The following is a 26884-nucleotide window of genomic DNA, read 5'->3' on the forward strand; positions in this document are numbered from 1 at the left end:
TGTTGCTCTATGGTATAAAAAAATAGGGTTTATTAAAGACATATGTACGCCAACATGATGATGCATACGTACTATCATGGGAAGAGGAATCATGAAGATAATATTTCCAGACAAAGGTTATGGCAAAAATAAATAAAGATATTTGACAGAATCATGATAACTGGTATAACCAGCAGAAAAATCAGTTCTATATTTGTTTCTTCTTAGAAGACTTCTCCGTTTTGAGTATTTGTAATAGCTTTTGATTGTGATCTGGATTGGTTGCTACCACAGTATATTTTTACCCGATCGTAGTTTATGGTGTTTTGAAACACACTTTTTACAAGTTCTATCTCGCCAGGAGTGAGTGATCTGAATAAAAGGCCAGTTTTTACTCTTTTCCATCGATGCGGTACTTCATATACCAGAATTTTGAGCCATTGGGTTGGATCAACAGGTACAGTCCAGAACTGTCTGTCATTTTGAAGGATTTGTCAGAGGGTTTGATCTTGCGAATAGCGGTGTCTGTTAATGCCATAGCGTGGGAGCTCCGTTTGCTCACCGAACCTTGAGGCCCCTGATTAGGCCCCCAAAAACTATGGACGTCAAAAAACCCGGTGGCTTCTTGCGAGACAACCGGGCAAAAGTAAGTTCTTGTTTTTTAACTATCTTGAGACTCACAGAGATGTCTCAGGACTAAAATTTGGCTCCTCTGACTGGACTCGAACCAGTGACATACGGATTAACAGTCCGCCGTTCTACCGACTGAACTACAGAGGAATCGGTTGGAGGCTTATCTTAGCGGCGTAGAATCTTTTGTCAAACCCCAATAATCGCCCGGGCGTTTGAGTGGCTCTTTTAGCAACAATCTGTTGTATTTGCCGACAAATTTTGTGGGAAAATACTTTGCAGGTTTCGCCTTTCTCCCCCATCATTTGAAATGTAGTTTCAACATTTTTAGCTAAGGTCAATTTTGGACGTTACTGCTTCCCTGCGCCAGGCCGTTGCGCGCACGCCCTGGTATAAAAAACGCAAAAGTTATCGGGTTCTCTTCTGGCGTGAGATTTCCCCGCTTGCCATCCCTATTTTTCTGGAAAATACCTGCGTCCTGCTGATGGGGGTGCTGAGTACCTTTCTGGTGAGCTGGTTGGGTAAAGAGGCGATGGCAGGCGTGGGGCTGGCCGACAGTTTTAATATGGTCATCATGGCCTTTTTTGCGGCGGTCGATCTGGGAACCACGGTGGTGGTGGCTTTTAGCCTCGGTAAACTCGATCCCAGCCGGGCGCGGGCGGCGGCGCGCCAGTCGCTGGTGATCATGACCCTGTTTGCCATTGGGTTAACGGTGCTGATCCATGCTTTTGGCGCGCAGATTATTGATTTTGTGGCGGGTGAAGCGACGCCAGAAGTGAAAGAGCTTGCCCTGACCTATCTGGAACTGACCGCACTGAGCTATCCGGCAGCGGCGATCACGCTTATCGGCAGCGGCGCGCTGCGCGGAGCGGGGAATACTAAAATCCCGCTGATGATCAACGGCGGGATGAATATTCTCAACATTCTGATCAGCAGCGCATTGATTTATGGCGTTTTTTCCTGGGACGGATTAGGTTTCGTCGGCGCGGGGCTGGGGCTGACCATCGCACGCTATATCGGTGCGGTGGCGATTATTGTGGTGCTGATGATTGGTTTTAACCCGGCGCTGCGTATTTCGTTGAAAAGCTACTTTGCACCGCTGAACTTCAGCATCCTGTGGGAAGTGCTGGGGATTGGCATCCCGGCGAGTATCGAATCGGTATTGTTTAACGGCGGCAAGCTACTGACCCAGATGTTCGTGGCGGGGATGGGAACCGATGTTATCGCCGGTAACTTTATTGCTTTTTCTATCGCTTCGCTCATTAACCTGCCGGGGAATGCCCTCGGATCTGCCTCCACCATCATTACCGGTAAACGGCTGGGGAAAGGGCAGATAAGTCAGGCTGAACGCCAGTTGCGTCATGTGTTCTGGCTGTCCACGATTGGCCTGACGATTATTGCCTGGCTTAGTGCCCCCTTTGCCGGATTAATGGCCGCGTTCTATACCCGTGAGGAAGATGTGAAGGAAGTCGTGAAGATCCTCATCTGGCTGAATGCGGCATTTATGCCGATCTGGGCGGCCTCCTGGGTACTGCCAGCAGGGCAAAAAGGCGCTCGCGACGCGCGTTTTTCTATGTGGGTATCCATGCTCAGCATGTGGGGCTGCCGCGTGGTTGCGGGTTATACGCTTGGCGTCGTGCTGGGCATGGGCGTTGTCGGCGTATGGCTCGGGATGTTCTTTGACTGGGCGGTGCGCGGAGCCTGCTTTTACTGGCGTATGATCAGCGGACGCTGGCTGTGGAAGTATCCGCGCCAAAAGAAAACCGCCGGGTAAACGCATATTGTCGTACTCTTTCTGCCCATTTCGGAGAATAAATCGGCAAACGGTTGAATTAGTAAAAACAGCCTTTGACATGGGGCGGGAGCCTCGCTAATATTCGCCCCGTTCAAACGATTCCTCTGTAGTTCAGTCGGTAGAACGGCGGACTGTTAATCCGTATGTCACTGGTTCGAGTCCAGTCAGAGGAGCCAAATTTAAAAAAGCCTGCTTTCGAGCAGGCTTTTTGCTTTTCAGACCTCAGCCTGCCTTCACCCGCAGCGGGGCGGTGGCGGCGAAAAGCCAAGGACGCGCATCCCGCGCGATGTGCGGCGAAAGCGCTTCGCGTACTTTATGGTGATAATCATCCAGCCACTGTTTTTCCTGCTCGCTCAGTAACTGCAATTCCACCTGGCTTAAATCGATGGGGATCAGCGTCAGCGATGAGAAGCGGCAAAAGCCAGGGTAACTCTCCACAATTTCCACCTGATTCTCAATCCGAATACCGTAGCGATCTTCCAGATACAAACCGGGTTCGATGGTAATGATATTGCCCGCACGCAGCGGCCACGGGTTGACCTTTTTCGCCAGACGATGTGGCGCTTCGTGGATCAGCAACTGATGCCCGACCCCGTGACCGGTGCCGTGATCGTAATCCAGTCCCAGTTCCCACAGCGGTCGGCGCGCAAAGGCGTCAAGCTGGTGGCCCTGCGTCCCGGTGGGGAACTGAAGGGTAATCAAAGCTAAAAAGCCTTTTAACACGGCGGTGTAATGCAGGCGGCGCTGCGGGTCAAGGGTACCGAATGCAAGGGTGCGGGTCGCGTCTGTAGTGCCGTTATGATACTGACCGCCGGAATCGTTCAGGTAAAAATTCGCACCGGTGATCGGCGTATTGGTCTTCTCGCTGGAATGATAATGACACATCGCCGCGTTGCTGCCAGCGGCAGAGATGGTGCTGAAGCTTGGCTCAATAAAGTCCGGCTGCTGCTGGCGAAACGCCAGTTGTTTTTGCTGCGCTTCCAGTTCGGTCAGCGGATCGCCTGCGGCCTCGCGAGCCGAGACTTCATGCGCCAGCCAGGCGAGGAAATTAACCCACGCCGCGCCGTCCTGACGATGGCAATGACGATATCCTTCCAGCTCGACGGCATTTTTGGTCGCTTTGAGAAAGGTGATGGGATCGGCCTGCCAGACCACCTCCCCACCGGCTTGCTCAGCGGCGAAGCGCAATGCGACCGGGGCATAATCGGCGTCGAGCTGAATCCGTTTCCCGGCGGCAACGTGCCGGACGCGGGCGATAAAAGCGTCCTGCGGCGTTAATGTCAGCGAAGCAAGGAGCGATTCGGGCAGTCCGCTGGTTTTCCCGGCATCGACAAACCATTCTACGTCGCCATGCCTGCTTAACAGCGCGAAGGAGAGCGGCACCGGAGACATCGCCACATCCGACCCGCGCACGTTAAGCAGCCAGGCGATATTATCCGGCAGCGTGATCGCCAGAAAATCAACGTTCTGCTCGTCCAGATGCGTGGCAATCCGCTGACGTTTATCCGCACTGCTTTCACCGGCAATCTCCGGCGGTAACTCGCGAATAGCGCCGTCAGGCCTGGGCGGGCGCGCGGTCCAGATCGCCTCGAAGGGATCGTCTTCAAGCGCCACCAGGTTGCACGACGTGGCATTAAGCATTTCATACTGGCTGTTGACCATCAGCAGTGGCTCAAAGCCGATGCGGCTTCCCGCCGCCAGTTCAGCATGAAGCCAGTCGGCGAGCGGTTCATTATGCAGATGATGGATCTCCCAGGCAGTAAGATCGACTTCGTTGCGTGCCTGTACCTGATAACGCCCGTCAACAAACAGCAGCGCCCGGTCGCGCAGCACCAGCGCCAGCCCGGCAGAGCCGGTAAAACCCGTCAGCCAGGCCAGTTTATCGTCGCACGGCGCACAGTCTTCACTCTGATGGGCATCCGCACGCGGAACGATAATCCCATCCAGCGCATGGGTCAGCAGCAGATCGCGAAGAGCGGAAAGAGCATGAGAATGATCCATAAAAGTCCTTATCGCCATTAACGGAACGGCGGTTCGTTAAAGGTGCGCAGCTTGCGTGAGTGCAGGCGTTCGCCTTCGGCGCGTAGCAGATCGATGGCGCGGATCCCGATTTGCAGATGCTCGGAGATCGCGCCTTCATAGAACCGGTTGGCCTGTCCCGGCAGTTTGATTTCGCCATGCAGGGGTTTATCGGAGACGCACAGCAGCGTGCCGTACGGGACGCGGAAGCGATAGCCCTGGGCGGCAATGGTGGCGCTCTCCATATCAATCGCCACCGCGCGGCTTAAGTTAAAGCGCAGGGCGGAGGCGGAGTAGCGCAGCTCCCAGTTGCGGTCGTCAGTCGTGACCACCGTGCCGGTGCGCAGCCGCTGCTTCACTTCCTCGCCCGGCATGGCGCTGACCTGCTTGGTGGCGTCGTACAGCGCGCGCTGGACTTCGGCAATGCTGGGGATCGGGATATCCGGCGGCAGCACTGCATCAAGAACATGATCGTCACGCAGATAAGCATGGGCCAGCACATAATCGCCGATCGCCTGGCTTTCACGCAGCCCGCCGCAGTGACCGATCATCAGCCATACGTCCGGGCGCAGCACCGCGAGGTGATCGCAAATCGTTTTCGCATTCGACGGGCCAACGCCAATATTGACCAGCGTAATCCCCTGGCCGTCGGCGGTGATCAGGTGCCAGGCAGGCATCTGATGTTTTTTCCACGCCAGGTCGGAAATGGCGGCTTCAGGTGCTTCGGTTTCAGCGGTGATCCAGCTTCCGCCCGCGCAGGAGAGGGCGATGTAGGGACTGTCAGGATCGAGGATCTGGCTGCATCCCCAGCGTACAAACTCGTCAACGTAGCGGGTATAGTTGGTAAACAAAACGAACGGCTGAAAATGCTCGACCGGCGTACCCGTATAATGGCGCAGGCGGGCCAGGGAGAAGTCAACGCGGCGGGCGTCAAAATGTGACAGCGGGTAAAACTCGGTTGGGTGAAACAGCCCGTCCGCCGTCTCGTCGCCAATCTGCGCCAGTTCGGTGGTTGGGAAATGACGGGACAGCCCGGCGCTCATGGAGCGATCGAGCGCGATTTCGGAGCCATCAATCACATACGGAAACGGGATCTCATGCTGTGAGCGAGTGACGGTGATCTCAGCGCCGTAATCTTCATATAACAGCGTCAGTTGTTCTGCAAGATAGGTACGAAACAGAGCCGGGCGGGTGATGGTGGTGGTGTAACAGCCCGCGTGGGTGAAGCGACCATAGGCGCGGGTTTTTTGTGCTTTATGCGCGTTGCCATCCCAGGTCACGGAGATCTGCGGGTAAACAAATAATCCCTGCGCCCGCGCTTCGCGGTCAGGCAGCGTTTCATCGGTGATATAAGCGCTGATGGCGTCCCGCAGGGCGCTGACCGACTGCTCGTACAGCGCTTCCAGTTGATCCAGCGCTTCATTCGGGTTCAGACCGATACCCTTATTATTCATCATTCGCTCCTTGTGTCAGACAAACTGAATATACCCGATAGTATGTCACAGGAATGTGAAACGAAAGCCAGCGGATAAAACTGAACCGGGACGCTTAACGATCGCCGGGCTGCGCTTCCACTGCAATCATGCTGACGAAAGGGTGATATTGCCACGGTATACTCCCGCCTTTCTGGTACATGGCGGAGATAGTGCCGTCCAGATACAGCATCTGGCGGATAGCAAGTTTTGATTTGGCGTAGCAGGCGAAATCAAAGAAGTTGGTTGCGCCTGCGCTGAGCATAAATACCACCTGACCCTGCGATGTGATGCCAACCGCGTTACGGATCTTGCGCGAGCTGGCGGACGCAAGCAGCCGTGGATTGATGTTCCCGTTTTGTATCAACAGCGGGCCGGACTGCACCGCATAATCGACGCCTTTTGACGACGTGAACTGGTCAAGGCTGACAATCGCTGCTTTCTGGCCTTTAAGATAAAACACTCCGCCGGGGCGGATGAAAAAGTTACCGCCGCCGGATGCGCGGTTCAGCGGCACCCTTTTTCGGCCGTTTTCAATATACAGCCCAAGCGGCGCGTAAGACTTATCATAAATACCGCCGTTCATCACCATCTGTACCCGCCCGTTGCTGTCGATATCGTTTAGTAGATTACGGATCGATTCCCACGCTTCGCCATCCTTATTTTTCCAGTAGGTGACAATACGTTCTCGCTTTGCATCAACGTGATAACTCTGCACGCTGAGTGCCGGATCGCTAAGGACGCAGCGATCGGCGGCGAAAGCGGATACCGGGAGGAGAAGGGCGAGGACTGACAGGCGGAGCGTCATGTTTTAAGTTCCTTTACAGAGCGGGAGATTCCCTGTCATTTTGCTGGTTTTCTTTTTCGGAACAAGGCAGGGCGGGAGCGTGTGAACGGGCGGGAGGCAGATAGCAAAAAGCCTGCTTAAAAGCAGGCTTTTTAGAATTTGGCTCCTCTGACTGGACTCGAACCAGTGACATACGGATTAACAGTCCGCCGTTCTACCGACTGAACTACAGAGGAATCGCTTGAACGGGGCGAATATTAGCGAGGCTCCTGCATCATGTCAAAGGCTGGATGCGCTAAACCTGTTTGATTGCTGACAAAACCAGCAAAAAGACGTTTTACGGGCGTATCGGGTCGACTGCCCGCACCTGGATGGTGCAATCTACCCCTTAATGGGGCATAGCCATTTCCACTGGCTAAGTGATGGAAACGGCGTTTTAAATCAGAATGTCTTATTATCCAGCCTGTTAGCGTCCGTAAAAAGACATCTTTCAAAACTGGCAAAGTTATTGCAACTCCTCCGATAAGATTAATGCCAGCACTGGCACTGGCGTTCCTTACCGGAGGCAAAATGAACTTAAGACGGCTGAAGTATTTCGTAAAAATCGTCGATATTGGTAGCCTGACACAGGCCGCAGAAGTGCTGCATATTGCACAGCCTGCGCTAAGTCAGCAGGTCGCCACCCTGGAAGGAGAGCTGGATCAACAACTGCTGATCCGCACCAAGCGGGGCGTAACCCCGACTGAGGCCGGAAAAATCCTCTACACCCACGCGAGAACGATATTGCGTCAGTGCGAACAGGCGCAATTGGCGGTCAATAATGTGGGGCAGACGCTGCGTGGTCAGGTCTCTATTGGCCTTGCGCCCGGCACCGCTGCTTCCTCTGTGACGATGCCGCTGCTTCAGGCCGTGCGTGATGAACTGCCGGATGTGCAGGTTTATCTGCATGAGAACAGCAACCCGGTGCTCAATGATAAATTACTCAGCGGGCAGCTTGATATGGCTGTGCTTTATGAGCGTTCGCCGGTGGCGGGGATCTCCAGCCAGCCGCTGCTGAAAGAAGATCTCTACCTGGTCGGCACCCGCGATTGTCCGGGGCAAAGCGTCGATCTTGCCGCCGTCGCCGGGATGAATCTGTTCCTGCCGCGTGATTTTAGCGCGGTGCGGCTGCGCGTTGACGAAGCTTTTTCACTTCGTCGTCTGACGGCAAAAATTATCGGTGAAATTGAGTCCATTGCGACGTTGACCGCGGCTATTGCCAGCGGGATGGGCGTTACCGTGTTGCCTGAATCCGCAGCCCGCTCGCTTTCTGGTGCGGCAAATGGCTGGATGGCGCGTATCTCCACGCCGTCAATGAGTCTGCCGCTTTCGCTGAACGTTTCCGCACGCGGGTCACTGACGCCACAGGCGATGGCAGTCAGAGAGATCCTGATGTCGCTGGTCAGTCGTCCGGCGCTGGAAAACCGGGAATTGATGCTCGTCAGTTAGGGTTTATAACAAAAAAGCATAAGTTGCTGGTTTTTATTATTTGTTCTGCTCCTTCTGTGACTCTAACAATAGTGTTATGTCATATGGCCCTGGAGGGGTAGGGTGAATTTTCAGCAACTTAAAATTATTCGCGAGGCCGCACGGCAGGATTTCAACCTGACCGAAGTCGCTAACATGCTTTATACCTCGCAGTCTGGCGTCAGTCGCCATATCCGCGAGCTGGAAGAAGAACTCGGTATTGAGATTTTCATCCGGCGCGGTAAGCGTCTGCTGGGCATGACCGAGCCGGGGAAAGCATTGCTGGTGATTGCGGAGCGCATCCTCAACGAGGCCAGCAACGTTCGCCGACTTGCCGATTTATTCACTAATGATGCGTCGGGCGTGCTGACCATCGCCACCACGCATACCCAGGCGCGCTACAGCTTGCCGCCGGTGATAAAGGCGTTTCGGGAACTGTTTAAAGATGTGCGTCTTGAGCTGGTGCAGGGTACACCGCAGGAAATCGAAGCGCTGCTGCACAATGGCGGCGCAGATATTGGCATTGCCAGCGAGCGTTTAAGCAACGATCCCACGCTGGCCGCCTTCCCGTGGTTCCGCTGGCATCACAGTCTGCTGTTGCCGCACGATCATCCGTTAACGCAGATTTCCCCACTGACGCTGGAAGAGATCGCCCGCTGGCCTTTGATTACCTACCGTCAGGGGATCACCGGGCGCTCGCGTATTGATGAAGCTTTCAGCCGCAAGGGGTTGACACCGGATATCGTCCTCAGCGCGCAGGATTCCGACGTCATCAAAACTTACGTCGATCTGGGGCTGGGCATCGGGCTGGTCGCTGAGCAATCTACCGGCGAAAATGAGGTTGGAAGGCTGGTCCGGCTTGATACCCGTCATCTTTTTGATGCCAGCACCGTCTGGCTGGGCCTCAAGCGCGGTCAGCTTCAGCGTAATTATGTCTGGCAGTTTATCGAGCTGTGCAATGCCGGACTGTCGCTGGCGGAAATCAAGCGTCAGGCAATGGAATCGGATGAAGTCGTGATTGATTATCAGATTTGAGCCGCAATCTTGCATTCAAAGCCTGCCTCCGTGCAGGCTTTTTGCTTTGATGCCGCTGGCGAAAAAGACGATGTTGTTATGGGATCCTGCTGCTAATGATGGACCGGATCCTTGATTTCGGGCGGTGAGGGGATCATGCTCAGGCGCTGAACTTTCTCCCGGACAGCAGGTGATTTAACATGCTCATGTATACCACTACAGGAACCAACAACATGCATCATATGATTATTTTTTATGATGCGATTTTCGACGTGCTGGGTATTTCCCGGATACCTTCATGGAATGAGAGCTGGGCTACGTGGGGAGATCCGTCAGATAAAGGTTTCAGTTTTTGTATCTGTGAACCCTTTGACAAAAATAAAGCCACAGCAGGGAATGGCACGATGTTTGCGTTCAGAGCCAGGAGTGCAGAACAGGTCAGAAAGTTTCATGCAGCGGGTCTTATGCATGGCGGAAGCGATGAGGGCGCGCCCGGTATCAGAGAAGAATACGGCGCGGATTTTTATGTTGCTTATCTTAGAGATCCTGACGGACATAAGCTGGCATGTGTATGCTATCCGTTTAATCCTGAAGAGAATAATAAATAAGGTTTTCGGGTTAATCCCGGCATATGCGGTGCATTGGCAGCGCGTGCAATTCTGCCGCTGCACCGCAGTATTATCAGCCTCTGCCCCACCGTTTTACCACCTGGCTGGTGATCCAGGGGATGGCGAAGGAGGAAAGCACCATCACCAGCGCCAGTTGCGAGGTGGCGGCTTCCGCACAGGGGGCGAAAGCGGGTTGTGAAGCTGCCAGGATGGTCGGAACGACGACCGATATTCCGGCCACGCTACAGGTAGAGACAGCGGCGTAGCCTGGGCGGCGGAGAATGGCCCGGTCGACGAGCAGCATCAACGCGACGTTGACGATCAGGAAGATCAGCGTCAGCAGGATCCCGGCCATCCCCGCTGTTAACGCGCTGCCCAGATTGACCGACGCGCCGAAGCAGAAGCCGAGGAAAGGCAGCACGATAGGCGTGCCCGGTGCCATCAGGGCGCGGATCTGCGGATCGAGATTGCCAAGGATGATGCCGACAATAAATGGGATCAGCACGACCAGGATTTCCATCAGATCAATACCGCCGCCGCCAGCGACGCCGATGATAAGGATTGGCGTCGCGGGTACCGCAATGACGTTCAGCAGACCGAACACGGCCTTATCAGTGTCGTCGCCGTATTGTTCGCACAGCGCGATATAAACGCCGGGATTACAGCTGACCATGGCGCTGATCAAGGCAACCGCCGAAATACCCCAGAAACCGTCCAGGCCGAGCCAGCTCAGCACCAACCAGCCTGCCAGGAAACCGATAGCCAGTTTGGCCAGGCAAAGTGCCGCGCCGCGTTTCAGGGTCATGCCCAACTGGTTTAGCCTGAACTGGCTGCCCGTGATAAACAGGATCAGGCCGATAACGACCATGGTGCCTTTGGCGGTGAACAGACTTGTCGGTCCGCCCAGTTTGAGCGCTTCGGGGAAAAACGTGTTAATTAGCGCGGTGACGAACATCGGTACGATCATTAAACCGCCCGGTATTTTTTTGACACAGCCAAGAATATTCATTTTAACTATTCCGTCCTGGATAAAAAGTAAGGAACCCCAGATACTGAGGTTCCCGCTGTTTTTACAGTCTTACTTTTTTGAAAAGAGCCGATGCGTTCCCACTAAAGATTTTCGCTTTCTGCGTCTCGTCCAGGTAGGGAGCCGTGAACACGGCGTTGGTCTGGTCTTCCAGCACCGGCACAGGCGGGAAGGGATAGTCGCTGCCGTAAAGGATGTGGCTGACGTCGGTCATATCCAGCACGTCGCGCAGTTGGTGAGCCGCCGATGCGCCCGTGGTGTCGAAATAAAAGCGGCTGAAAGTCTTATAAACGTCATAATCTTCCGTCACAGAGCCGGTCTTGATCAGCGTCGGTTTGAAGGACGCGATCCGATCGACGACGTACGGCAGCATCGATCCACAGTGCGGCATCAGGAATTTGATATCGGGGTATTTTTCGGGATAACCGCGCAGCATCAGATCGACGACACAGCGCGTGGTGTCGAAAATAAACTCCATCATCGGGATCGGCAGCATTTCGCCAACGCCTGCTGGTACAGCGCCAGGTTTGTTAGGATGAAACGTCACCACCGCCTTACGACGGTTGAATTCGGCGAACATCGGCTCCAGCTCCGGCGCGCCCATATAGACGCCTTTGGTATTGGTCGGCAGCGTGAAGCCATCGGTGTCCAGATGATCGCAGGCATAAGCGATTTCTTCGAGCGTATCGTCGATGTTGGGCAGGGGCAGCGACGCCAGGAAGCTGAATTTCCCGGGATTATCCGCCACGATTTGCGCTCCGGCTTCGTTGCCAATACGGGCAAGCTGGCGGTTGACTTCGCGTGTGCTGAAATTGATATGCGGTGACGAGTATGACAGAACCGTATGCACGATCCCCATTGATTCGTTGTACTGCAAATGTTTTTCGACCGACCATTCCGGCATCGGAAAACGATCCGGGTTGCCGCCCAGATACTTGTTCATGGCCTCAAGATACGAGGGGGTCAGGAAATGCGAGTGTACATCGACTTTCGGAATATCTCTGAAATTGCTCATTTTTGCCTCCATGGTGAAACACCGTCATTTGCGAGGGGTTGAATCCATCCGATCGACCCATCGGCAGGTCGACAAAAAAGATGTTACTCCCGCGCATCTGATACAATAAGAAGGCAAATTAATCCCGGCGATAGCTTTTTGATATCAGCCAGCCAGGGTCAGGAGGACCACCGTGAAAATCCATCATTTGCGCCATTTCGAGGCGGTGATCCGCACAGGCAGCCTGCGCGCGGCGGCACGGCTGCTTGGCCTTGCGCAACCGGCTTTAACCCGTAGCCTGCGCGAACTGGAAGAGGAACTGGGGCTGCCGTTGCTCGAACGCCACTCTTATGGCACAACGCCGACGCCAGCCGGAGAGCGGTTTTACCTGCGTGCCCACAACATGCTGGAAGATTTGCAGCGGGCCAAAGACGAAGCCAGCCAGATGCGCGGTAAACTTCAGGGCAAAGTAACCGTGGGATTTTCGCCGGTTATTCTGGAGATGATCCTGCCTCTGGTCTATCAGCCCTTTCGCGAGCAATATCCGCAGGTCAGGTTGACAATTCTGGAAACGGTTTATCCCACCGCCATTCCCCGGCTGAATGATGGCAGCATGGATTTTTACGTCGGGCCCAGCCCGGAGAAAGCGCCCGAATCGCGCTACCAGATGGACCTTCTGTGGCGAAAAAATCGCATGGTCATCGCCCGGAAAAATCACCCGCTGGCACGGGCAACGAGCCTCGCGCAACTCTGCGATGCGCAATGGCTCTCCTTCGGATTGCGCAACCGACCGGAAGAGGAGTTCGACGAGGTGTTCCGAACGCACGGGCTGGCATCGCCGCGCTTGCTCACGCAGGTGAATTCCGTCATGGCTGTTCTGACGCTGCTTTCCTCCACCGATTCGTTGATCCTGCTACCCAAAGCCTTGTTGAAATCGGAGTTTTTTAAGGATTCGATGATCGCCATCGCGATTGAGGAACAGATCCCCGGCCCGGAAATCGTGCAGATCCGTCGCGCCAGCATGCCGCTGACCCCGGCGGCCGAAGCCCTTTCCCTGCTGGTGGAAAAAGCGGCCGGGCATGTGATATCGACCTTTGATTGAAATTGTTGGGCGTGAATGCCCCGGCTGGCTGAACGCTGAAAAGCAAAAAGCCTGCTCGAAAGCAGGCTTTTTAGAATTTTGGCTCCTCTGACTGGACTCGAACCAGTGACATACGGATTAACAGTCCGCCGTTCTACCGACTGAACTACAGAGGAATCGTGTGAACGGGGCGAATATTACTGGCCCCGTATTCTGGTGTCAACGATAAAATTAACTCGTTGATTCAACTGGCTAATAATGATGCAAAATGGGTTTTTAATGTACCAGAGAGGTATTACTCTCCGCTTCACCGTTTTCACGCAGTCGCTGTAAGGGGTCCTGCTGATAGAACAGACAGAAGCGTTGCCACAGGGACGGGAAGCGCGGGGCGAAAAGTTCGGGCGCACTGAAAAAGTATTCCGACAGCACGGCAAAGCATTCTGCGGGATCGGTGGCGGCATAGGCATCAATACTGGCTGCGCTTTCGCCGACCAGGTCGATCTCATCCTGAATATTGTTCATGGCCGCATGAAGGTCATGCTCCCAGCCTGCGACTTCACGCAGCGCAATTAATGGCACGCCGCTGGCGCGGTCGCCGTTGCGGGTATCCAGCTTATGCGCGACTTCATGAATGATCAGGTTAAAACCGGAGGCGTCGAAGGAGTCCTGAATATCCAGCCAGTTCAGGATCACCGGCCCTTGCTGCCAGCTTTGACCGGACTGCACCATCCGCTGATTGTGTACCAGCCCGATATCATCTTCCCATTCATCATCAACGACGAACGGCGCGGGATAAATCAGGATTTCATGGAAACCATCGAGCCATTCAATGCCCAGTTCAAGAACCGGAAGACAAAAGAGCAGGGCGATACGGCAGTTTTGCAGCGTATCCAGTTCAAGACCTTGCAGGGGAACCACCCGCTTCTGCTGTAAGAAGCGTTCGGCAAGCTGAATGAGCTTAGCCTGTTCATCTATAGAAAGACTGGCTAAGACAGGGATCGCAAGCGCGTGCTCCCAGGGTAATTCCGGGCTTCGGGTTGCTTCATGTGCTTTCCAGGGCCACTTAATCATCGTTTTGCTCGCAAACTCATCACTTGAACATAATTGAAGGGACTTGGGCTGTTAAAATGCCAAAATTCCTGGCATTATTGCAACTATCAAAACGGAGAGATGCCGGAGCGGCTGAACGGACCGGTCTCGAAAACCGGAGTAGGGGCAACTCTACCGGGGGTTCAAATCCCCCTCTCTCCGCCACTATTCAAGCACTTACTCATTCCGCTTTCAACGATCCAGATCTCATTGAGAAAAAGTGAGAAAATCCGATGAGAAAAAATCGGGCTTTGTAGCTCACATTTTTCGGTTCAGTGTCGGACTGACTTTAACCTTCCTGTCATAAACCAACACCTGCGACTCTGTCTTATGACCGCTATAAACCTGCTTCTCTTTACTGGATCCTTCATAATCTGATATGCCTTTCGCTTTCAGATCATGGAAGGTGCAGTCGAGAGCCTGTCCCAGTTTTTCACTTGCACCAGATCTGGCTTTTCTCCAGGCTTCATTGAATCCCTTATATGAATACCGCTCGCCGTACATCGTCCTGATTACCGGCCCTTCATCTCCCCATGTCCTACAAATATCTACGGCAGCCCTCAGCCTGTCATTCCATGCTTTGATCTGTTTAATACCAGTTTTACCTTGTTGGATAAAAATTCCATGATCCATTATCTGATTCCAGTTCATTTTAAGAACATCAGACACCCTGGCTGCGCACAGATAGGCTATTTCCATTGCAGCGCGAACGGCAGGGGTAGCATGGTTATAAATAGCCAGATACTCTTCGTCGGTGATATAGCGATCCCTTTGTGGTTTGGGAAATTTATCGACGCCAACACATGGGTTTCCTGGTACATACCCTCGTTGATAACTCCAGCGAAAAACGCGGGACATAGAACTATGTTCATGGTTAGCCTGAACGCGACTTTTTTTACCTCTGGCATCCATGTAACGGCGGATGTGCTCAGGCTTTATTAACTTTGCTTCTGCATCGCCAAACACCGGCAAAATATTTTTTTCATGGGCAAGGTAGTCTTTTTGAGTCCGGGGAGCCAGATCAGCATAATCGGCACTGGCTAAAAACTTTCGCCAGAGCTGAGAGAAGGTGATGCGATTTTTTCTTCCTTCAACCACCTTTTCATAAGCGACCCATACTTCGGCTTTGGTGGCGTTTGCTGCTGCTAATTTTTCTGTGGTACCGCCGGGCTTCCAGTAATAGCCAGAAGGGCGAAAAAAAACACCCTTTGGCATCCACTCGTTACCGGGCGCGCGTTTGCGACCCATAAGTCATCTCTCTATAGCGTCAAAGTTCATGCCTGGAACAGGCAGATGACCTGCTGGTGGAGTGAGGCGCTGAATAGGATGATTGATATGGTACCAGGTGGTTTTGATCGAACCATCCCGGCGTTCAATATAAAAAATCCCATTACAGCTTAAGACCTCTTTTTGCAGCGACTTTTGGGGGGAACCCGTAGCCTCTGCTAATTCTTCATCAGTCAGGAAACGATCGCTCATGGTCACCTCTCCACTTTGCCCGGCTGCACCCCGGCATTAATCAGTTAAGCTCTTCTGCTCGCAGCGCGGCAGATATTATTCGTCATCGTCGTCACAACATTCCAGAAGTGGATTCATTCGCTGAGTAACCTGACTGGCGTAACCGCAGCGACCAAGATTGTAAAGCACGCCATAGATTTCGAATATCTCCGTGCGATCGTCACCAATATCCAGATCAGATGCCAGCGCGTGACACTCAGTAGCCAGGGCAGATATCTTTTGAAGTAACTCAAATTTATTCACCTGGTACCTCCGGCTGCGGCGCTGCTGCGAGCATGGCGGAATACTGCTTGCGCATGCGATCTGTTGTTGATGCCGGATAGCTATAAGCAGCGTCCAGCATTGCCTCTGTCGGCTCAACCGGCACGAGCTTCCAACCCTCCGGAATAGCCGGAGAGTTGCTTGGTTTGCATCCTTCAGCCCAATCGACACCAACCCACGCAGGCGCTGCTGGATACGCGCTACCTTTTTGCCCTGGCTCATTGCTCCCGCTACAGGCGTTACGATGGTCATTTGCCTTCGGGCAGCGCTTGTTTCCACAGTCAGGGCATACCACAAACCGCATGTCAGTAATATCCATAGGACGACATGTGTGGCACCAGCATTTCTCATGCAACTTGGTTGACGTTTCCGCGTTTTCCCGAAAATGTTTGGTTGACGAATTCTCGTTTTCCCGAAAATCAGGCAACTCATCACGATTGCTTACAGGTTCACTGGTAAGCATGGTGGCGCGGCAGGCATTCCAAGTATATTTAACGCAGCCCACGACATCCCCATCAGGAAGGGTGTTTAACAGGTCGAATGCCTTGATTCGGTCAATCTCATCCGGCACCTGCACCGCCTTACCCTGCTGCGGGTGGCGATAGAGGGAAACAGTTTTGTAAATTGGCTCTCCCTGGCTTTGCTCATTGTTCCATTCCTCAACCCATGCCTCAACTACCGCCCGCTCTGTTGAAACGGTTTCTGGATCTAAATCATCCTCCCGCCCCTTGCAATACATCACTGGCCGCTGCTCTTCGGCGGCAAGCAGGCGGCGGGCCATTTCGCGAATTTCATCATTGACGTTGCACATGCGCTTATCGTACGCATATTGCGCCAGACGTTCTTTGCTCAGTTCTGTCATGGGTTAGTCCTCGCGCTCGACAAAATTCTTACGGTTAGAGCGGCATACCAACGCCCAAAAATTCATATCGCAAATCAGTGCTACGCGCATTTCCGCCGTAAAGCGACAGCCGAGCTTAATTGACTTACCGATAGAACGCCGACGCTTGCGCATTATCTTGCGTACGTGCGCCGCCTGCACCTCAACCTGACGATGCCTTGAGGCATAAACACCCTTAGCAGGTATCTTCCGAGCCTGTTTTTGATAAGCACTTAACAGGTCATGCACGTCTGATGATTTAGCCATCTCATTCCCCCTCAACCTGCAATTTGATGCCAGCAGTAATGGAAATCAGGTGATCACCGAAATCCGTGATGTAGCTAACACGACCGGAGCGCTGTAACGCGCCAATTTTCTCCAGTCGCGCTACCTGTTCTTTTTCCAAATCATGGCCGCCAGATTCAGGGTCATCACAGCATTCCGCGAAACGATGTAATGCTGCTAAATCGACATCAGTAATAAACGAGCGCATCTGGTCTATCGTGAGCGTCTGCGCCTCCGGTTCGGCGATATGCTTATCCGTGGCTGGTGTCAGAGGCAGACGCGTCGATGCATAGTCATATTCAGCACCATCCTTCACGAAGCACTCTGTGTTAATGAAACTGAGCAAGTTAGCGTTTTCATGCTCAAGCTGGTGGCTCCGTTCCAGGGCTTCAGAAAGCGCAACGTAGGTCACGTCGAGACGTGCTGCTAACTCTTTCATCAGCGCTGCATCGGCATCCCTGAGGCGGGGCGCAGCCTCGTACGCCCGCGCTATCAGTTCTTTGACTTTCAGGCGCATGCGCGAGCCTCCGTCAGCTCATTGAACCGGTTCATAAACAGACCATAAGCCTGCCCTGGGCGCAGCGGGATAATTTGGATCAGATCCGATGTAGGCACGCCAGTCAGCATCGGCCAGACGGTACCGTCATCAATATCAAGATCGCGGCGCTCGGTCGCCAGCATGGTCAGGTCTGCATATTTCACTACCTGGCTGGTTTCTTCCGGCAGGCCATATTTATGGCGGATCAGCCTGTCGATTCGCGACTCAATGAAGCGGTAATCCGGGACCAGCACTTTCAGGGGTGAGGGGAGATCGCAGCAGTAAGCCTCTGCGCCATCGTGCAGCAGCGCTTCGAGGGCGAACTCCGGCGGCACGATCTGGCTGCACAGTACCGAGTGCTGCGCCACGCTGTAGAACTCCGGCAGATGGCCGCCGAAACGGCAGGTATGCGAAAGCGCCGTAGCGATATCCTCGATCACGATATCGTCGGCGGTGGAATTGAGGTAGTCAAATTTCTTACCGGATAATGTCTGAATAAAGCCCACTGTGTTTTCTCCATATAGCTGGCGCTCTGCACCGCGCCTGATTTTGGTTGCACGAATCCCTCGCCGGGTGGCGATAATAAAAAGGATTACGCTTCCATAAATGCCCCCGCAGGGGCACTTGCAGCAGCGAAATTAAGCGTTGAACGTACCGATGAAGGTTTCCACGGCACTGCCCTTAAATTCCTCAACCAGCAGATCGCGGAACTCGGCGGCCATTGCTTCCTGCGTTGCTTCCAGCTGCACGATGCGCAGAACCAGAACAGGGCGATCGCCGGTGATAATGCTGAGGCGCAGTTTAAACGGACGTTCTGCCAGCCCTTCGAATGGCACGCATTTAAACTCGAACGCCACCGGCATAATATCTTTGGTTCGCGCTTCCACGGATTCCATTAATGATCGCTTACCGCTGAAGTCATTGTCTTCGAAGTCGGCAGACTGATTAGACTCGATGGTGATTTTGCGCACCGCTGCTGAAGCTTTCTTTGCATCAATTACAGCGCCACCGGCATCAAAACCGATCAGATAATCAGCCCAGTCCTCAAGCCATTCAGCCAGGTCTTTCTGATTGTTGCGATCGCCATTGATGCCCAGCAGCGCGGCATAAGGCGCTGTTTTTTTCAGGGACAGCACAGCCGTGTTATCGGCATGACCGGGATTATCCAGCGTGCCGAGGTTGAATACCGCCACAGCGCGCATCTCGTCAGCATTAATAAAGCAGCGGGAACCTTTATCTGCATAGCCGGTGGCATAGCGGGCAAAGTCTTCAATGCTGAAAGTCTGCAATTTTCCACGGAAACGGAAACGTTCGAGAGAAAAACGCTCGAGGCTTTCCACTTTTACGCTTTCCGGCACGACCGCGACCGGGCAGTCGACAGACGATAGCTTTTCTTCGAGGAACTGAGAGAGAACCAGCGTCTGAACTTTATCAATAGCACTGGCATCAACGGCATGGGACATGATTTTTCCTTTTAAATTTTATCAGGGGAATTACTGCTGGTTGCGCAGCTTCGCGTCAGGATCACCGGCAAGGCTGAAAAGCTGCCCCTGGTCTTCCTGCAGAACGGTCAACTTGCCGCCGCGATTGACATACATCGGCGTTTCAGTGGTGTCCTCTTCGGACGACTTACCGCGCGGAGTCGGGCGAACAAATGAGAGCTTGTGTTTGATCATCACCCGTTTTTCTTCAACCGAATTGCTCATGCGGTCAATATCGAAAGTGATCACCACCTTTCCCTTCTGGCCGTTATTGAGGACGCCGAAGGCAACCTCACTCAGCGCCATCGAGATCTTGTTTTCGAAGACCCCGCCATCCAGTTCACCGATAAAATCCGGCACTACGGTTGCACGTTCATTGGACATAGGCTTTACCCTTTGAAAAGACGGCTGCCACCGCCGGTTAATTTCTCCACACAACACAGAAGAGCACCTTGTGCTTTACGCCAGCACCCGGATGGATTGGGTTATGGGCCCGTCACCCGGTGATGCTCTTGTGTGTTGTGTAAAAAGGGCGGTACCAGCGACTTCAAGGGTTAACTCTGGCACCGCCAAGACTACACACAGCAATGAAGATCCTACTTTTTGTTATTACCAGGTGGCTTCGGGCGGGGTGCTGGCGACCAGCCAGCTATAACCCCTACGGTATTTATTCTCCGCGCCGTGGGTTAAACGGCTCCGTATCGCGGCTGAGTTTCTGTCGCTGGTGGTCAGCCCAGCGGCGCAACCCCTCCCGAAATCACCTGTCAGCGAATCATCCGGACATTCATACGCCACCGGCGGCTACTTCGTGGGCGTCCTGCCTGTTCGCTGTTGGTCAAAAGAAGATAATCAGAAATTGCGCATAACGCAAGAATAATTTGCACAAAACGCAATTAATGGGGTGTAAAAAAAGCCACGCAAAGTGGCTTTTTTATGAATTTGCAGTTTACCCGTGTCGCTTGATGGCTTGGGACTGGCTGATCATAACCTTGCCATAAATATAGAAGCGGTGCTCGTTTTGTTTATCGATGCTCCACTCCCTGTATTTGGGATTATCAGATATAACCAGTAGCTGATCAGGGATCATCTGTAAGCGTTTGACATAAATTTTCTCATCAAAGCCAAAAACATAGATGCCATCGCCATCAAAGTCGTGGATTGTGATATCGACAAAAATTAAATCGCCGGGCTCGATAGTGTCGGCCATGCTATCCCCACGAACGTTGATTACCTTTACCCCGTCGGAAGGTCTACCACCGAACATTGATAAAGCTTTTTCGTGGCTGTATTCAATGGCGTGGATAACATCTATCACGTCACTTCCTTGAATAAATCCTGCACCCGCACTTGCTGCGATATCAAGAACTTCAACCCTAAACACATCGACACCCTCTACAGATGAAGAATTATTGTTACTGTTTATACATACAGTAGACTGAATGTCTGTCGAGGTAAAGAGTTCGGCAATACTAACGCCTAAAGCTTGAGCTAATCGGTTAAGTGTTTGTTCTGTAAATTGCTTTTGCTTACCCGTCTCCAAACGGGAAATATTGGCAGAATCAATCTCTACGGCATCAGCAAGATCCGCAATTTTCATCTTCTTCGCTAGGCGAAGTTGTCTTACACGGTTTCCAATGTTCATGCGTCCATTACATGTATTTTTTGCGCGTTGTGCAAAGCGACTTGCGCAAGCGTTCAGCATGAAATAATATGCGTAATACGCAAATATAGGAGGCATTATGCAATCACCACTTAGAATATTGCGAAAGTCGCACGGATTTACTCTTTCGCATGTTGCTGCTGGCGTACAAATCGATCCTGCAACTTTGAGCCGAATCGAACGATGCGAGCAGGTTCCCTCAGTTGAGTTGGCAGAAAGGCTGGTCAACTTCTTCAAAGGTGAGATTAGCGAGCTTCACATACTTTACCCAGGCAGATACGAGCAAACCGAACTGCTCACTTCTGGTTCTGCACAACAACTCTAAATCGAAAGGTTCATTCAGATAACTACCAAAAGGAAAACATCATGGTAGAGAGCATAAACACAGCAATCCGTCTTATGTGTAAATCACACAAACAGGGTCGTTTAGGGATGGCATCTGAGCTGGGCATGACCATCGACCAGTTTCATAACCATTTGTATCAGAAATGCGGTAGTCGTTTCTTCACGCTTAAAGAACTCGAGTCTATGGAAGATCTTTCCGGCACCAGTTTCTTCACAGAATACGTTGCTGAAAGGCAGGGCAAATTCCTGGTGGATAAGCCGGTACCGGGGCTTGTGGACAACGTCGATCTTTATGACATCGAGCTGAAAGCCGCGGTAGCTGAAGGGGATTTTGCAAGAGCAAAAATTGAAGCAATGGCTGACGGCGTGATTGACAAGAAGGAACGCATGTTTCTATCGGATTTATTCAACGCGAAATTACGTCATCAGATACATGGGTTTATGGGATTTTTGGCTTTGTATGGTGTTGGCATTGCAGATCACGCAGTTGACGCATTCGTAATTAATGGTCGGAAAGGTGACGCCCCGAGTGTGCAGCTCGAGGCGTCTGGCGCGCCAGCTTTCTAAGTGGAGAAATTTAACGCATGAACAGTTTAAACCGATACAGGCCTGCTAAGCAATTCAGATGCAAACCGCTGGTGGGCAATGCTCCGTTCGGCTATGAGGAAATCGTACATTCTGCGGACGGCAGCCACAACTACCAGACGCCAGGCGATATGGTAGGCGCATTTTCCGAAATGAATGAGAGGGGGCGTATAGAGTGGAACTCCTTACCAGGCGGTACCGCGACAACCGTGGAATTGAAGTTCATGTCATCGGCTATGACCGGGAAAAACGACAGGTCATCTACAGGCGCGCCGGTTATCCGCACGACTGCATGCAACCTGTTGAACGGTTCCGGGAGAAATTCAGAAGGGTGGCGGGATGAGCACTAAGTTAACCGGCTATGTGTGGGATGCCTGCGCATCGTCGGGTATGAAGCTGACCAGCGTGGCAATTATGGCGCGCCTGGCTGACTTCAGCAGTGACGAGGGCATTTGCTGGCCTTCCATCGACACCATCGCCCGCCAGCTGGGCGCAGGTGCCAGCACCATCCGTACCGCGATCGCTAATCTCGAAAAAGACGGCTGGCTGGTACGTAAACAACGCCGCCAGGGTAATCGTAATGCATCGAACGTCTATCACCTTAACGTTGCAAAGCTCCGGGCTGCGGCATTTACTCACCTGTCAGATTCTGACACCTCAAAATCTGACCCGTCAAAATCTGATGCGTCAGATTCTGATGCATCAAAATCCGACCCGTCAAAATCCGGCAAAAATGGTGGTTTTGACCCGTCAGAATCTGGCGGGGATCCGTCAGTAAAATCAAAACAAGATCCACAAGTAAAACCTAAACCCTTTTGTCAGGTTGCCGGGCAACCCGACCGGGATGTGATGATCACCGATCAGGCTAAACAGGTTTTAACTCACCTGAACCAGAAAACAGGCTCCCGGTACCAGGTCTGCAAGTCTTCGCTGGAAAACATCCGTGCCCGCCTGGGCGAGGGGTTCAGCCTGGATGAACTGGTGCTTGTCGTGGACTACAGCACCGCGAAGTGGAGCGAAGACCTCAAGATGGCGGAATACCTGCGTCCGACCACGTTGTTTCAGCCGACAAAATTTCCTGCCTACCTCAAAGCCGCTACCAACTGGGATAACGCAGGGCGTCCGCTGCGCCAGAACGGGGAGTGGGTGAGCAGCCCGGCGGCGCGTGCCTCATTCGACAACGTTGATTATTCACTGCCAGAAAATGCGGGGTTCCGATCATGAGATACGGATCCGTTTGCAGCGGTATTGAAGCAGCAACAGTTGCCTGGGAGCCGCTCGGCTGGAAAGCCGCATGGTTTGCTGAGATAGAAAAATTCCCATCGGCAGTTCTGGCAGCTCGTTGGCCCGAAGTGAACAATCTCGGTGATATGACAAAAATAGCCGCTGCTGTAAGAGCTGGAGAAGTTGAAGCGCCTGAAGTTATAGCTGGCGGAACACCCTGCCAGTCCTATTCAATTGGTGGCAAGCGTCAGGGGTTAAGCGATCCACGCGGACGATTGACACTTTCATATATGGAATTAGCTGATGCAATCGACAGTAAACGCAGGGGAAATGGTGAGCATGAAGCAATCTTCGTCTGGGAAAATGTCCCGGGGGCATTCTCATCAAAAGACAACGCCTTCGGTTACTTTCTCGCTGGAATGGCTGGAGAGGTTGAAGCATTCGAACCTGGTCCACGACCTGCAACAGGATGCAGCGGCAAATACTGGCGCTGGGATAAAAAAACCTGCAAGCACATTCCAGTCTGGTCAAAGCGTGGTGTTGTTATTGGACGACAGCGCCGAGTGGCCTGGCGAACCTTCGATGCTCAATACTTCGGAGTGGCCCAACGACGCCCGAGAATTTTGCTTGTCGCAACTGCTAGAACAGACATTGATCCCGGGCAAATATTATTTGAGTCCGAGAGCCTGCGCCGGGTTAATCCCCCGACAAAGCAGACGCCCGTGCCTGTTTGTCTCACAGCAAGAGGGGCTGGCTCTCTCGATGACAGAGAAACTTACGTTGTTACACCAGAATGCCGAATCAGACACCTGATGCCGATCGAGAATGAAAGGCAGATGGGATTACCTGATGACCACACACTGATCCCATGGAACGGCAAAGATGCTGCTGATTGTCCAGATGGCCCGCGCTACAAAGCGATCGGCAACAGCATGGCTGTACCGGTCATGCGCTGGATTGGCGAGCGTATCGTCGCTGCGCTGCCAGCGGAGGAGCCAGCACCACGCGCATGGCAGCGCCCGTTCCTGAAGTGGGCTGGTGGCAAATACTCTCTGCTGCCGGAGCTGGATCGTCTTATCCCGGCAGGTAAACGCCTGATTGAACCATTTGTGGGTGGCGGTTCGGTATTCATCAACTCAGATAAACACGCCGCTTTCCTGCTGGCAGACGTTAATGCCGATCTGATTAACCTTTACCAGATGCTGGCGCTGGTGCCGGAAAAGGTGATGCGCCATGCGCGTCTTTTATTCAGCAGCCTTAACACTGCGGAAGGTTACCTGGCTGTACGTGATGAGTTTAATCAGCAGCTTATCCCAGCGCCAGAACGCGCAGCAGCTTTCCTGTTTCTTAACCGACATTGTTTTAACGGCCTGATCCGTTACAACCGCGCCGGAGGGTTTAACGTCGGCTGGGGCAAATATCCGGCACCGTATTTTCCTGAGAACGAAATCGCAGCGTTCGCTGACATGGCCCATAACTGCGTTTTTATGAACGCTGGCTTTCGCCGCACGCTGTCGCTGGCAGGTGAGGGCGATGTCGTATACTGCGATCCGCCTTATGAACCAATGCCAGGTACCGCAGGCTTTACCGGTTATGCCGCCGGAGGTTTCACCTGGGAAGATCAGATCGCTCTCGCAGAATCCTGCGTTGCAGCACACCAGCGCGGGGCGCGTATCGTCATATCAAATTCCGTGGCTCCGCGCATCGTTGAACTGTACGAACAGCACGGGTTTTCGCTGAATTACGTCACCGCACGCCGATCCATTTCAAGCAAAGGCAGCACCCGCGAGATCGCAAAAGATCTCGTCGCGGTGCTTTAAGGGGGAACAGTGGAAAAAGATAAAAAATTAACTGTCAGCCAGCAAAGAGTACTCGACGAACTGATCGCCTTCCAGCGCGAGCATGGTTTTTCACCAACAGCGGCTGAGCTGGCTCAACGTCTGGGTTTTCGTTCGCCCAATGCCGCCGCAGATCATTTACGCGCGCTTAATAAAAAAAATGTCATCTCGATAACCCCTGGCGTTTCGCGGGGCATAGCTATTACCAGCATGAGTAATGAGGCCACGGCAATATCCCTCCTGCGTTCGCTGGTGGATGGTGATGAGTACGCCAGAGAGCATGCGATAGCTTTCCTCGAATCTCGCGGGGTGGGGGCATGAAGTTAATTTTGCCGTTCCCGCCCAGCGTAAACACCTACTGGCGCGCACCGAACAAAGGCCCGCTGAAGGGCAGGCATCTCATCAGTGCCGTCGGTCGCGCATACCAGAGCGCGGCGTGTGCGGCGATCATCGAGCAACTGCGCAGGCTGCCAAAGCCCGCTACCTATGAACCGGCGGTTGCAGCCGCCTGAATAAGTGGAGAAACGCATGAACGAGTTAACCAATGCAAACACCGGGCTGACGATGTCCAGCCGTGTCATCGCCGAGCTGGTCGATTCACGCCATAGCAATGTATGCATCACCATTGAACGATTAATGAGTAGCGGCGTGATAGGGGGGTATGCTGCATTGCAGTACACCCACCCGCAGAACGGGCAGCAGTATCATCACTACGAAGTCAGCAAGCGCGACAGTTATGTGATTGTTGCGCAGCTCTGCCCTGAGTTTACCGCCCGGCTGGTGGATCGCTGGCAGGCGCTGGAGCAGGGCCAGCAAATTGCCGTGCCGCAGTCGTTGCCCGAGGCGCTTCGTCTCGCTGCCGATCTGGCTGAGCAGAAACAGAAGCTGACGGCGGAACTGGCCGCCGCCGCGCCGAAGATTGAATTTGTGGATCGATATTGCACCGCCAGCGGCTCAATGTCATTCCGTCAGGTGGCGAAGCTGCTGACGGCCAAAGAGACCGACTTCCGCCTGTTTCTCATCGATAACAACATCATGTACCGGCTGGGCGGCGCGCTGACGCCTCACCACCAGCACATTGACGCCGGACGGTTCGAAGTGAAGACCGGAACGTCTGTTACCTCAAACCATGCATTCAGCCAGGCTCGATTTACAGCGAAGGGTGTTAAGTGGATCGGCGGCCTGTGGGCGGAACATCTCGCGAGGGGGAACGCAGCGTGAGGGCACTGCTTAAACCAGACATAGCCCGCCACCTGGGTATTGTGCTGCTGAGGCCCGGCAGTGAGCTGATGAGCATCTTCAGTTCCGGACGAGTGCTGGTGGAGCCGCAGCCGGAAAACATGGCACACCTTCCGACCGGGCGGATTGCCGACGCTCGCCAGCCGCTGACGGAGGACGAGAGGCTTTATCCGTTTTATTGCGATGAGCGGGTAATTAGCGCCGCCGGTGGTATCGGAGCGCTGGAATACTGGCTTGAGCATTACGGCGGCGGTCAGTGCCAGTGGCCGTACTCGGACTATCATCACCGCGAACTGGTCACGCAACGCCACGCCCCCGGCGCGCTGCTGCTGTGCTGGCACTGCGATAACCGGCTGCGGGAGCAGACCACCGACACGATGGCGGCACTGGCCCGGCAAAACGTCGCCCGGTGGATCGTGGACGTGGCGCGTGTCTCGTCTGGCTATGACGCAACACGGGAATTGTCATTGTCCGAGTTGTGCTGGTGGGCCGTATACGCCGGTGTCGCAGACGCTATCCCTGAGGATATGGCAGCCCGCGCGCTGCGGTTCCCCTCTGCGCCGATCCAGTCAGTTTATAACGGTCACGATCTCGGTCCGTCTGCTGGTGGTGAAGAGGTGCTGGGCAACCGGCTTAAAAAATATAAGCCAGCCGCGCGCCAGTCCGCCGAGCCACCAGTAGCTAAACCCATTGTAAATATACAGGTTGATCCGGAGTCGCCGGAAAGCCTCATGCTCCGCCCGAAAAGGCGGCGCTGGACGAACGAAAAATACACCCGCTGGGCTAAAGCACAGGTATGCGCCTGCTGCGGCAAACCAGCGGATGATCCGCACCACCTAATCGGTTACGGGCAGGGTGGCATGGGAACCAAAGCACATGATCTCTTTGTGATCCCGCTGTGCAGGGCGCATCACGATGAGTTACATGCCGATCCCGCGGCATTTGAAGCGAAATATGGCAGCCAGCCAGAGCTGGTGCTGAAGACTATAGACCGTGCGCTGGCTAACGGCGTGCTGGCGTAATTAGTGG

The 26884-nt window shown here is 53.5% G+C and carries 29 protein-coding genes, 5 tRNA genes and 2 pseudogenes; 16 read left to right on the top strand and 20 right to left on the bottom strand.

The features are described 5' to 3' along the window. Positions 1-373 precede the first annotated feature (373 nt). Positions 374-517: pseudogene (locus tag RT197_RS00415) on the bottom strand (Arm DNA-binding domain-containing protein); the annotation flags it as partial. Between the two features lie 166 nt (positions 518-683). Beyond that, positions 684-759 (bottom strand) — tRNA-Asn (locus RT197_RS00420). 193 nt (positions 760-952) lie between these two features. Between RT197_RS00420 and RT197_RS00425 the strand changes: the two genes are divergently transcribed. Beyond that, complete coding sequence (locus RT197_RS00425; RefSeq protein WP_409529661.1) at positions 953-2383, top strand: EmmdR/YeeO family multidrug/toxin efflux MATE transporter; 1431 nt, start codon at positions 953-955, stop codon at positions 2381-2383. Between the two features lie 121 nt (positions 2384-2504). Then, positions 2505-2580 (top strand) — tRNA-Asn (locus tag RT197_RS00430). Positions 2581-2626: 46 nt separating this feature from the next. Here RT197_RS00430 and RT197_RS00435 read toward each other — a convergent pair. The 4 genes from RT197_RS00435 to RT197_RS00450 form a co-directional block, all read right to left on the bottom strand. Then, positions 2627-4405 (bottom strand): aminopeptidase P family protein, encoded by a 1779-nt coding sequence (locus RT197_RS00435; RefSeq protein ID WP_312946182.1) that lies wholly within the window; start codon positions 4403-4405, stop codon positions 2627-2629. A 17-nt stretch (positions 4406-4422) separates the two neighbouring features. Continuing rightward, positions 4423-5877, bottom strand: a complete 1455-nt coding sequence (locus tag RT197_RS00440; protein ID WP_312947537.1) for an AMP nucleosidase — start codon at positions 5875-5877, stop codon at positions 4423-4425. 94 nt (positions 5878-5971) lie between these two features. After that, complete coding sequence (locus tag RT197_RS00445) at positions 5972-6703, bottom strand: phosphodiester glycosidase family protein (protein WP_312946183.1); 732 nt, start codon at positions 6701-6703, stop codon at positions 5972-5974. Positions 6704-6842: 139 nt separating this feature from the next. Beyond that, positions 6843-6918, bottom strand: a tRNA-Asn gene (locus RT197_RS00450). A 334-nt stretch (positions 6919-7252) separates the two neighbouring features. Here RT197_RS00450 and nac point away from each other — a divergent pair. From nac to RT197_RS00465, 3 genes are all read left to right on the top strand, one after another. Then, the gene (gene nac, locus RT197_RS00455) at positions 7253-8170 is read left to right on the top strand and encodes a nitrogen assimilation transcriptional regulator NAC (RefSeq protein ID WP_312946185.1); all 918 of its coding nucleotides are present in this window, start codon (positions 7253-7255) and stop codon (positions 8168-8170) included. A gap of 102 nt (positions 8171-8272) precedes the next feature. Next, entirely contained in the window at positions 8273-9223 is a 951-nt protein-coding gene (gene cbl, locus RT197_RS00460; protein WP_312946186.1) for an HTH-type transcriptional regulator Cbl, read from the top strand. Positions 9224-9402: 179 nt separating this feature from the next. After that, complete coding sequence (locus RT197_RS00465) at positions 9403-9810, top strand: VOC family protein (protein ID WP_312946189.1); 408 nt, start codon at positions 9403-9405, stop codon at positions 9808-9810. Positions 9811-9883: 73 nt separating this feature from the next. On the opposite strand, the gene RT197_RS00470 is transcribed toward RT197_RS00465, so the two are convergent. Both RT197_RS00470 and RT197_RS00475 read right to left on the bottom strand, forming a co-directional pair. Further along, positions 9884-10819: a 2-keto-3-deoxygluconate permease gene (locus RT197_RS00470; protein ID WP_312946191.1), complete on the bottom strand. Its 936-nt coding sequence runs from the start codon at positions 10817-10819 to the stop codon at positions 9884-9886. Between the two features lie 61 nt (positions 10820-10880). Continuing rightward, on the bottom strand, positions 10881-11852 hold the full coding sequence (locus RT197_RS00475; RefSeq protein ID WP_312946192.1) for an amidohydrolase family protein: 972 nt from the start codon (positions 11850-11852) through the stop codon (positions 10881-10883). 172 nt (positions 11853-12024) lie between these two features. On the opposite strand from RT197_RS00475, the gene RT197_RS00480 reads away from it, so the two are divergent. Then, positions 12025-12933, top strand: coding sequence for a LysR substrate-binding domain-containing protein (locus tag RT197_RS00480; RefSeq protein ID WP_312946193.1), 909 nt, complete (start codon positions 12025-12027; stop codon positions 12931-12933). 79 nt (positions 12934-13012) lie between these two features. Here the strand turns inward: RT197_RS00480 and RT197_RS00485 are convergent. Together RT197_RS00485 and mtfA are read right to left on the bottom strand one after the other, a co-directional pair. After that, positions 13013-13088, bottom strand: a tRNA-Asn gene (locus tag RT197_RS00485). Positions 13089-13188: 100 nt separating this feature from the next. After that, entirely contained in the window at positions 13189-13983 is a 795-nt protein-coding gene (mtfA, locus tag RT197_RS00490) for a DgsA anti-repressor MtfA (protein WP_312946194.1), read from the bottom strand. 93 nt (positions 13984-14076) lie between these two features. Between mtfA and RT197_RS00495 the strand changes: the two genes are divergently transcribed. Then, a tRNA-Ser gene (locus RT197_RS00495) sits at positions 14077-14166 on the top strand. Positions 14167-14259: 93 nt separating this feature from the next. Here the strand turns inward: RT197_RS00495 and RT197_RS00500 are convergent. The 10 genes from RT197_RS00500 to RT197_RS00545 all read right to left on the bottom strand — a co-directional run bounded on the left by RT197_RS00500 (position 14260) and on the right by RT197_RS00545 (position 20606). Next, a complete protein-coding gene (locus RT197_RS00500; RefSeq protein ID WP_312946196.1) occupies positions 14260-15249 on the bottom strand; it encodes a tyrosine-type recombinase/integrase in 990 nt (329 codons plus the stop codon). A gap of 3 nt (positions 15250-15252) precedes the next feature. Then, on the bottom strand, positions 15253-15480 hold the full coding sequence (locus RT197_RS00505; protein WP_312946199.1) for a DUF4224 domain-containing protein: 228 nt from the start codon (positions 15478-15480) through the stop codon (positions 15253-15255). Between the two features lie 75 nt (positions 15481-15555). Further along, positions 15556-15762, bottom strand: coding sequence for a hypothetical protein (locus RT197_RS00510; RefSeq protein WP_312946201.1), 207 nt, complete (start codon positions 15760-15762; stop codon positions 15556-15558). Continuing rightward, positions 15755-16642 (bottom strand): hypothetical protein, encoded by an 888-nt coding sequence (locus RT197_RS00515; protein WP_312946204.1) that lies wholly within the window; start codon positions 16640-16642, stop codon positions 15755-15757. The genes RT197_RS00510 and RT197_RS00515 overlap by 8 nt, the downstream gene beginning before the upstream one ends. A 3-nt stretch (positions 16643-16645) precedes the next feature. Next, complete coding sequence (locus tag RT197_RS00520; protein WP_312946207.1) at positions 16646-16927, bottom strand: hypothetical protein; 282 nt, start codon at positions 16925-16927, stop codon at positions 16646-16648. A gap of 1 nt (position 16928) precedes the next feature. Then, on the bottom strand, positions 16929-17462 hold the full coding sequence (locus tag RT197_RS00525) for a hypothetical protein (RefSeq protein ID WP_312946210.1): 534 nt from the start codon (positions 17460-17462) through the stop codon (positions 16929-16931). Then, the gene (locus tag RT197_RS00530) at positions 17453-17989 is read right to left on the bottom strand and encodes an HD family hydrolase (protein ID WP_312946212.1); all 537 of its coding nucleotides are present in this window, start codon (positions 17987-17989) and stop codon (positions 17453-17455) included. Before RT197_RS00530 ends, RT197_RS00525 begins: the two co-directional genes overlap by 10 nt. A gap of 132 nt (positions 17990-18121) precedes the next feature. Then, the gene (locus tag RT197_RS00535; protein WP_312946214.1) at positions 18122-18946 is read right to left on the bottom strand and encodes a YfdQ family protein; all 825 of its coding nucleotides are present in this window, start codon (positions 18944-18946) and stop codon (positions 18122-18124) included. A 30-nt stretch (positions 18947-18976) separates the two neighbouring features. Beyond that, the gene (locus tag RT197_RS00540) at positions 18977-19348 is read right to left on the bottom strand and encodes a hypothetical protein (protein ID WP_312946216.1); all 372 of its coding nucleotides are present in this window, start codon (positions 19346-19348) and stop codon (positions 18977-18979) included. A 562-nt stretch (positions 19349-19910) separates the two neighbouring features. Then, positions 19911-20606 carry a helix-turn-helix transcriptional regulator gene (locus RT197_RS00545; RefSeq protein ID WP_312946218.1) on the bottom strand — a complete coding sequence of 232 codons (696 nt, stop codon included), beginning with the start codon at positions 20604-20606 and terminating at the stop codon, positions 19911-19913. Between the two features lie 97 nt (positions 20607-20703). Between RT197_RS00545 and RT197_RS00550 the strand changes: the two genes are divergently transcribed. From RT197_RS00550 to RT197_RS00590, 9 genes and pseudogenes are all read left to right on the top strand, one after another. Then, positions 20704-20949 carry a helix-turn-helix transcriptional regulator gene (locus tag RT197_RS00550; protein ID WP_312946219.1) on the top strand — a complete coding sequence of 82 codons (246 nt, stop codon included), beginning with the start codon at positions 20704-20706 and terminating at the stop codon, positions 20947-20949. 41 nt (positions 20950-20990) lie between these two features. Then, positions 20991-21536, top strand: a complete 546-nt coding sequence (locus tag RT197_RS00555; protein ID WP_312946221.1) for a YmfL family putative regulatory protein — start codon at positions 20991-20993, stop codon at positions 21534-21536. A gap of 193 nt (positions 21537-21729) precedes the next feature. Next, complete coding sequence (locus RT197_RS00560) at positions 21730-21897, top strand: DUF4222 domain-containing protein (RefSeq protein WP_312946223.1); 168 nt, start codon at positions 21730-21732, stop codon at positions 21895-21897. Next, complete coding sequence (locus RT197_RS00565; protein WP_312946225.1) at positions 21894-22778, top strand: conserved phage C-terminal domain-containing protein; 885 nt, start codon at positions 21894-21896, stop codon at positions 22776-22778. Before RT197_RS00560 ends, RT197_RS00565 begins: the two co-directional genes overlap by 4 nt. Then, the gene (locus tag RT197_RS00570) at positions 22775-24598 is read left to right on the top strand and encodes a Dam family site-specific DNA-(adenine-N6)-methyltransferase (protein ID WP_312946227.1); all 1824 of its coding nucleotides are present in this window, start codon (positions 22775-22777) and stop codon (positions 24596-24598) included. Before RT197_RS00565 ends, RT197_RS00570 begins: the two co-directional genes overlap by 4 nt. A gap of 9 nt (positions 24599-24607) precedes the next feature. After that, positions 24608-24937, top strand: a complete 330-nt coding sequence (locus tag RT197_RS00575) for a LexA family transcriptional regulator (RefSeq protein WP_312946228.1) — start codon at positions 24608-24610, stop codon at positions 24935-24937. After that, a pseudogene (locus tag RT197_RS00580) lies at positions 24934-25116 on the top strand (hypothetical protein); the annotation flags it as partial. The gene RT197_RS00575 and the pseudogene RT197_RS00580, both read left to right, overlap by 4 nt. A gap of 28 nt (positions 25117-25144) precedes the next feature. After that, positions 25145-25837, top strand: a complete 693-nt coding sequence (locus tag RT197_RS00585; protein ID WP_312946230.1) for a phage antirepressor KilAC domain-containing protein — start codon at positions 25145-25147, stop codon at positions 25835-25837. Further along, positions 25834-26877, top strand: coding sequence for a DUF968 domain-containing protein (locus tag RT197_RS00590; RefSeq protein ID WP_312946233.1), 1044 nt, complete (start codon positions 25834-25836; stop codon positions 26875-26877). The genes RT197_RS00585 and RT197_RS00590 overlap by 4 nt, the downstream gene beginning before the upstream one ends. Positions 26878-26884 lie beyond the last annotated feature (7 nt).

Origin of the sequence: Superficieibacter sp., assembly GCF_032071645.1 — a bacterium.
In the GTDB taxonomy this organism is placed as follows: domain Bacteria; phylum Pseudomonadota; class Gammaproteobacteria; order Enterobacterales; family Enterobacteriaceae; genus Superficieibacter.

What these genes read in the sequence shown, in the direction of transcription:
- RT197_RS00435 (WP_312946182.1), bottom strand. Translation starts at nt 4,405, where the DNA reads ATGGATCATTCTCATGCTCTTTCCGCTCTTCGCGATCTGCTGCTGACC.
- RT197_RS00440 (WP_312947537.1), bottom strand. Translation starts at nt 5,877, where the DNA reads ATGAATAATAAGGGTATCGGTCTGAACCCGAATGAAGCGCTGGATCAA.
- RT197_RS00445 (WP_312946183.1), bottom strand. Translation starts at nt 6,703, where the DNA reads ATGACGCTCCGCCTGTCAGTCCTCGCCCTTCTCCTCCCGGTATCCGCT.
- nac (WP_312946185.1), top strand. Translation starts at nt 7,253, where the DNA reads ATGAACTTAAGACGGCTGAAGTATTTCGTAAAAATCGTCGATATTGGT.
- RT197_RS00465 (WP_312946189.1), top strand. Translation starts at nt 9,403, where the DNA reads ATGCTCATGTATACCACTACAGGAACCAACAACATGCATCATATGATT.
- RT197_RS00470 (WP_312946191.1), bottom strand. Translation starts at nt 10,819, where the DNA reads ATGAATATTCTTGGCTGTGTCAAAAAAATACCGGGCGGTTTAATGATC.
- RT197_RS00475 (WP_312946192.1), bottom strand. Translation starts at nt 11,852, where the DNA reads ATGAGCAATTTCAGAGATATTCCGAAAGTCGATGTACACTCGCATTTC.
- mtfA (WP_312946194.1), bottom strand. Translation starts at nt 13,983, where the DNA reads ATGATTAAGTGGCCCTGGAAAGCACATGAAGCAACCCGAAGCCCGGAA.
- RT197_RS00500 (WP_312946196.1), bottom strand. Translation starts at nt 15,249, where the DNA reads ATGGGTCGCAAACGCGCGCCCGGTAACGAGTGGATGCCAAAGGGTGTT.
- RT197_RS00505 (WP_312946199.1), bottom strand. Translation starts at nt 15,480, where the DNA reads ATGAGCGATCGTTTCCTGACTGATGAAGAATTAGCAGAGGCTACGGGT.
- RT197_RS00515 (WP_312946204.1), bottom strand. Translation starts at nt 16,642, where the DNA reads ATGACAGAACTGAGCAAAGAACGTCTGGCGCAATATGCGTACGATAAG.
- RT197_RS00520 (WP_312946207.1), bottom strand. Translation starts at nt 16,927, where the DNA reads ATGGCTAAATCATCAGACGTGCATGACCTGTTAAGTGCTTATCAAAAA.
- RT197_RS00525 (WP_312946210.1), bottom strand. Translation starts at nt 17,462, where the DNA reads ATGCGCCTGAAAGTCAAAGAACTGATAGCGCGGGCGTACGAGGCTGCG.
- RT197_RS00535 (WP_312946214.1), bottom strand. Translation starts at nt 18,946, where the DNA reads ATGTCCCATGCCGTTGATGCCAGTGCTATTGATAAAGTTCAGACGCTG.
- RT197_RS00540 (WP_312946216.1), bottom strand. Translation starts at nt 19,348, where the DNA reads ATGTCCAATGAACGTGCAACCGTAGTGCCGGATTTTATCGGTGAACTG.
- RT197_RS00545 (WP_312946218.1), bottom strand. Translation starts at nt 20,606, where the DNA reads ATGAACATTGGAAACCGTGTAAGACAACTTCGCCTAGCGAAGAAGATG.
- RT197_RS00550 (WP_312946219.1), top strand. Translation starts at nt 20,704, where the DNA reads ATGCAATCACCACTTAGAATATTGCGAAAGTCGCACGGATTTACTCTT.
- RT197_RS00555 (WP_312946221.1), top strand. Translation starts at nt 20,991, where the DNA reads ATGGTAGAGAGCATAAACACAGCAATCCGTCTTATGTGTAAATCACAC.
- RT197_RS00565 (WP_312946225.1), top strand. Translation starts at nt 21,894, where the DNA reads ATGAGCACTAAGTTAACCGGCTATGTGTGGGATGCCTGCGCATCGTCG.
- RT197_RS00570 (WP_312946227.1), top strand. Translation starts at nt 22,775, where the DNA reads ATGAGATACGGATCCGTTTGCAGCGGTATTGAAGCAGCAACAGTTGCC.
- RT197_RS00585 (WP_312946230.1), top strand. Translation starts at nt 25,145, where the DNA reads ATGAACGAGTTAACCAATGCAAACACCGGGCTGACGATGTCCAGCCGT.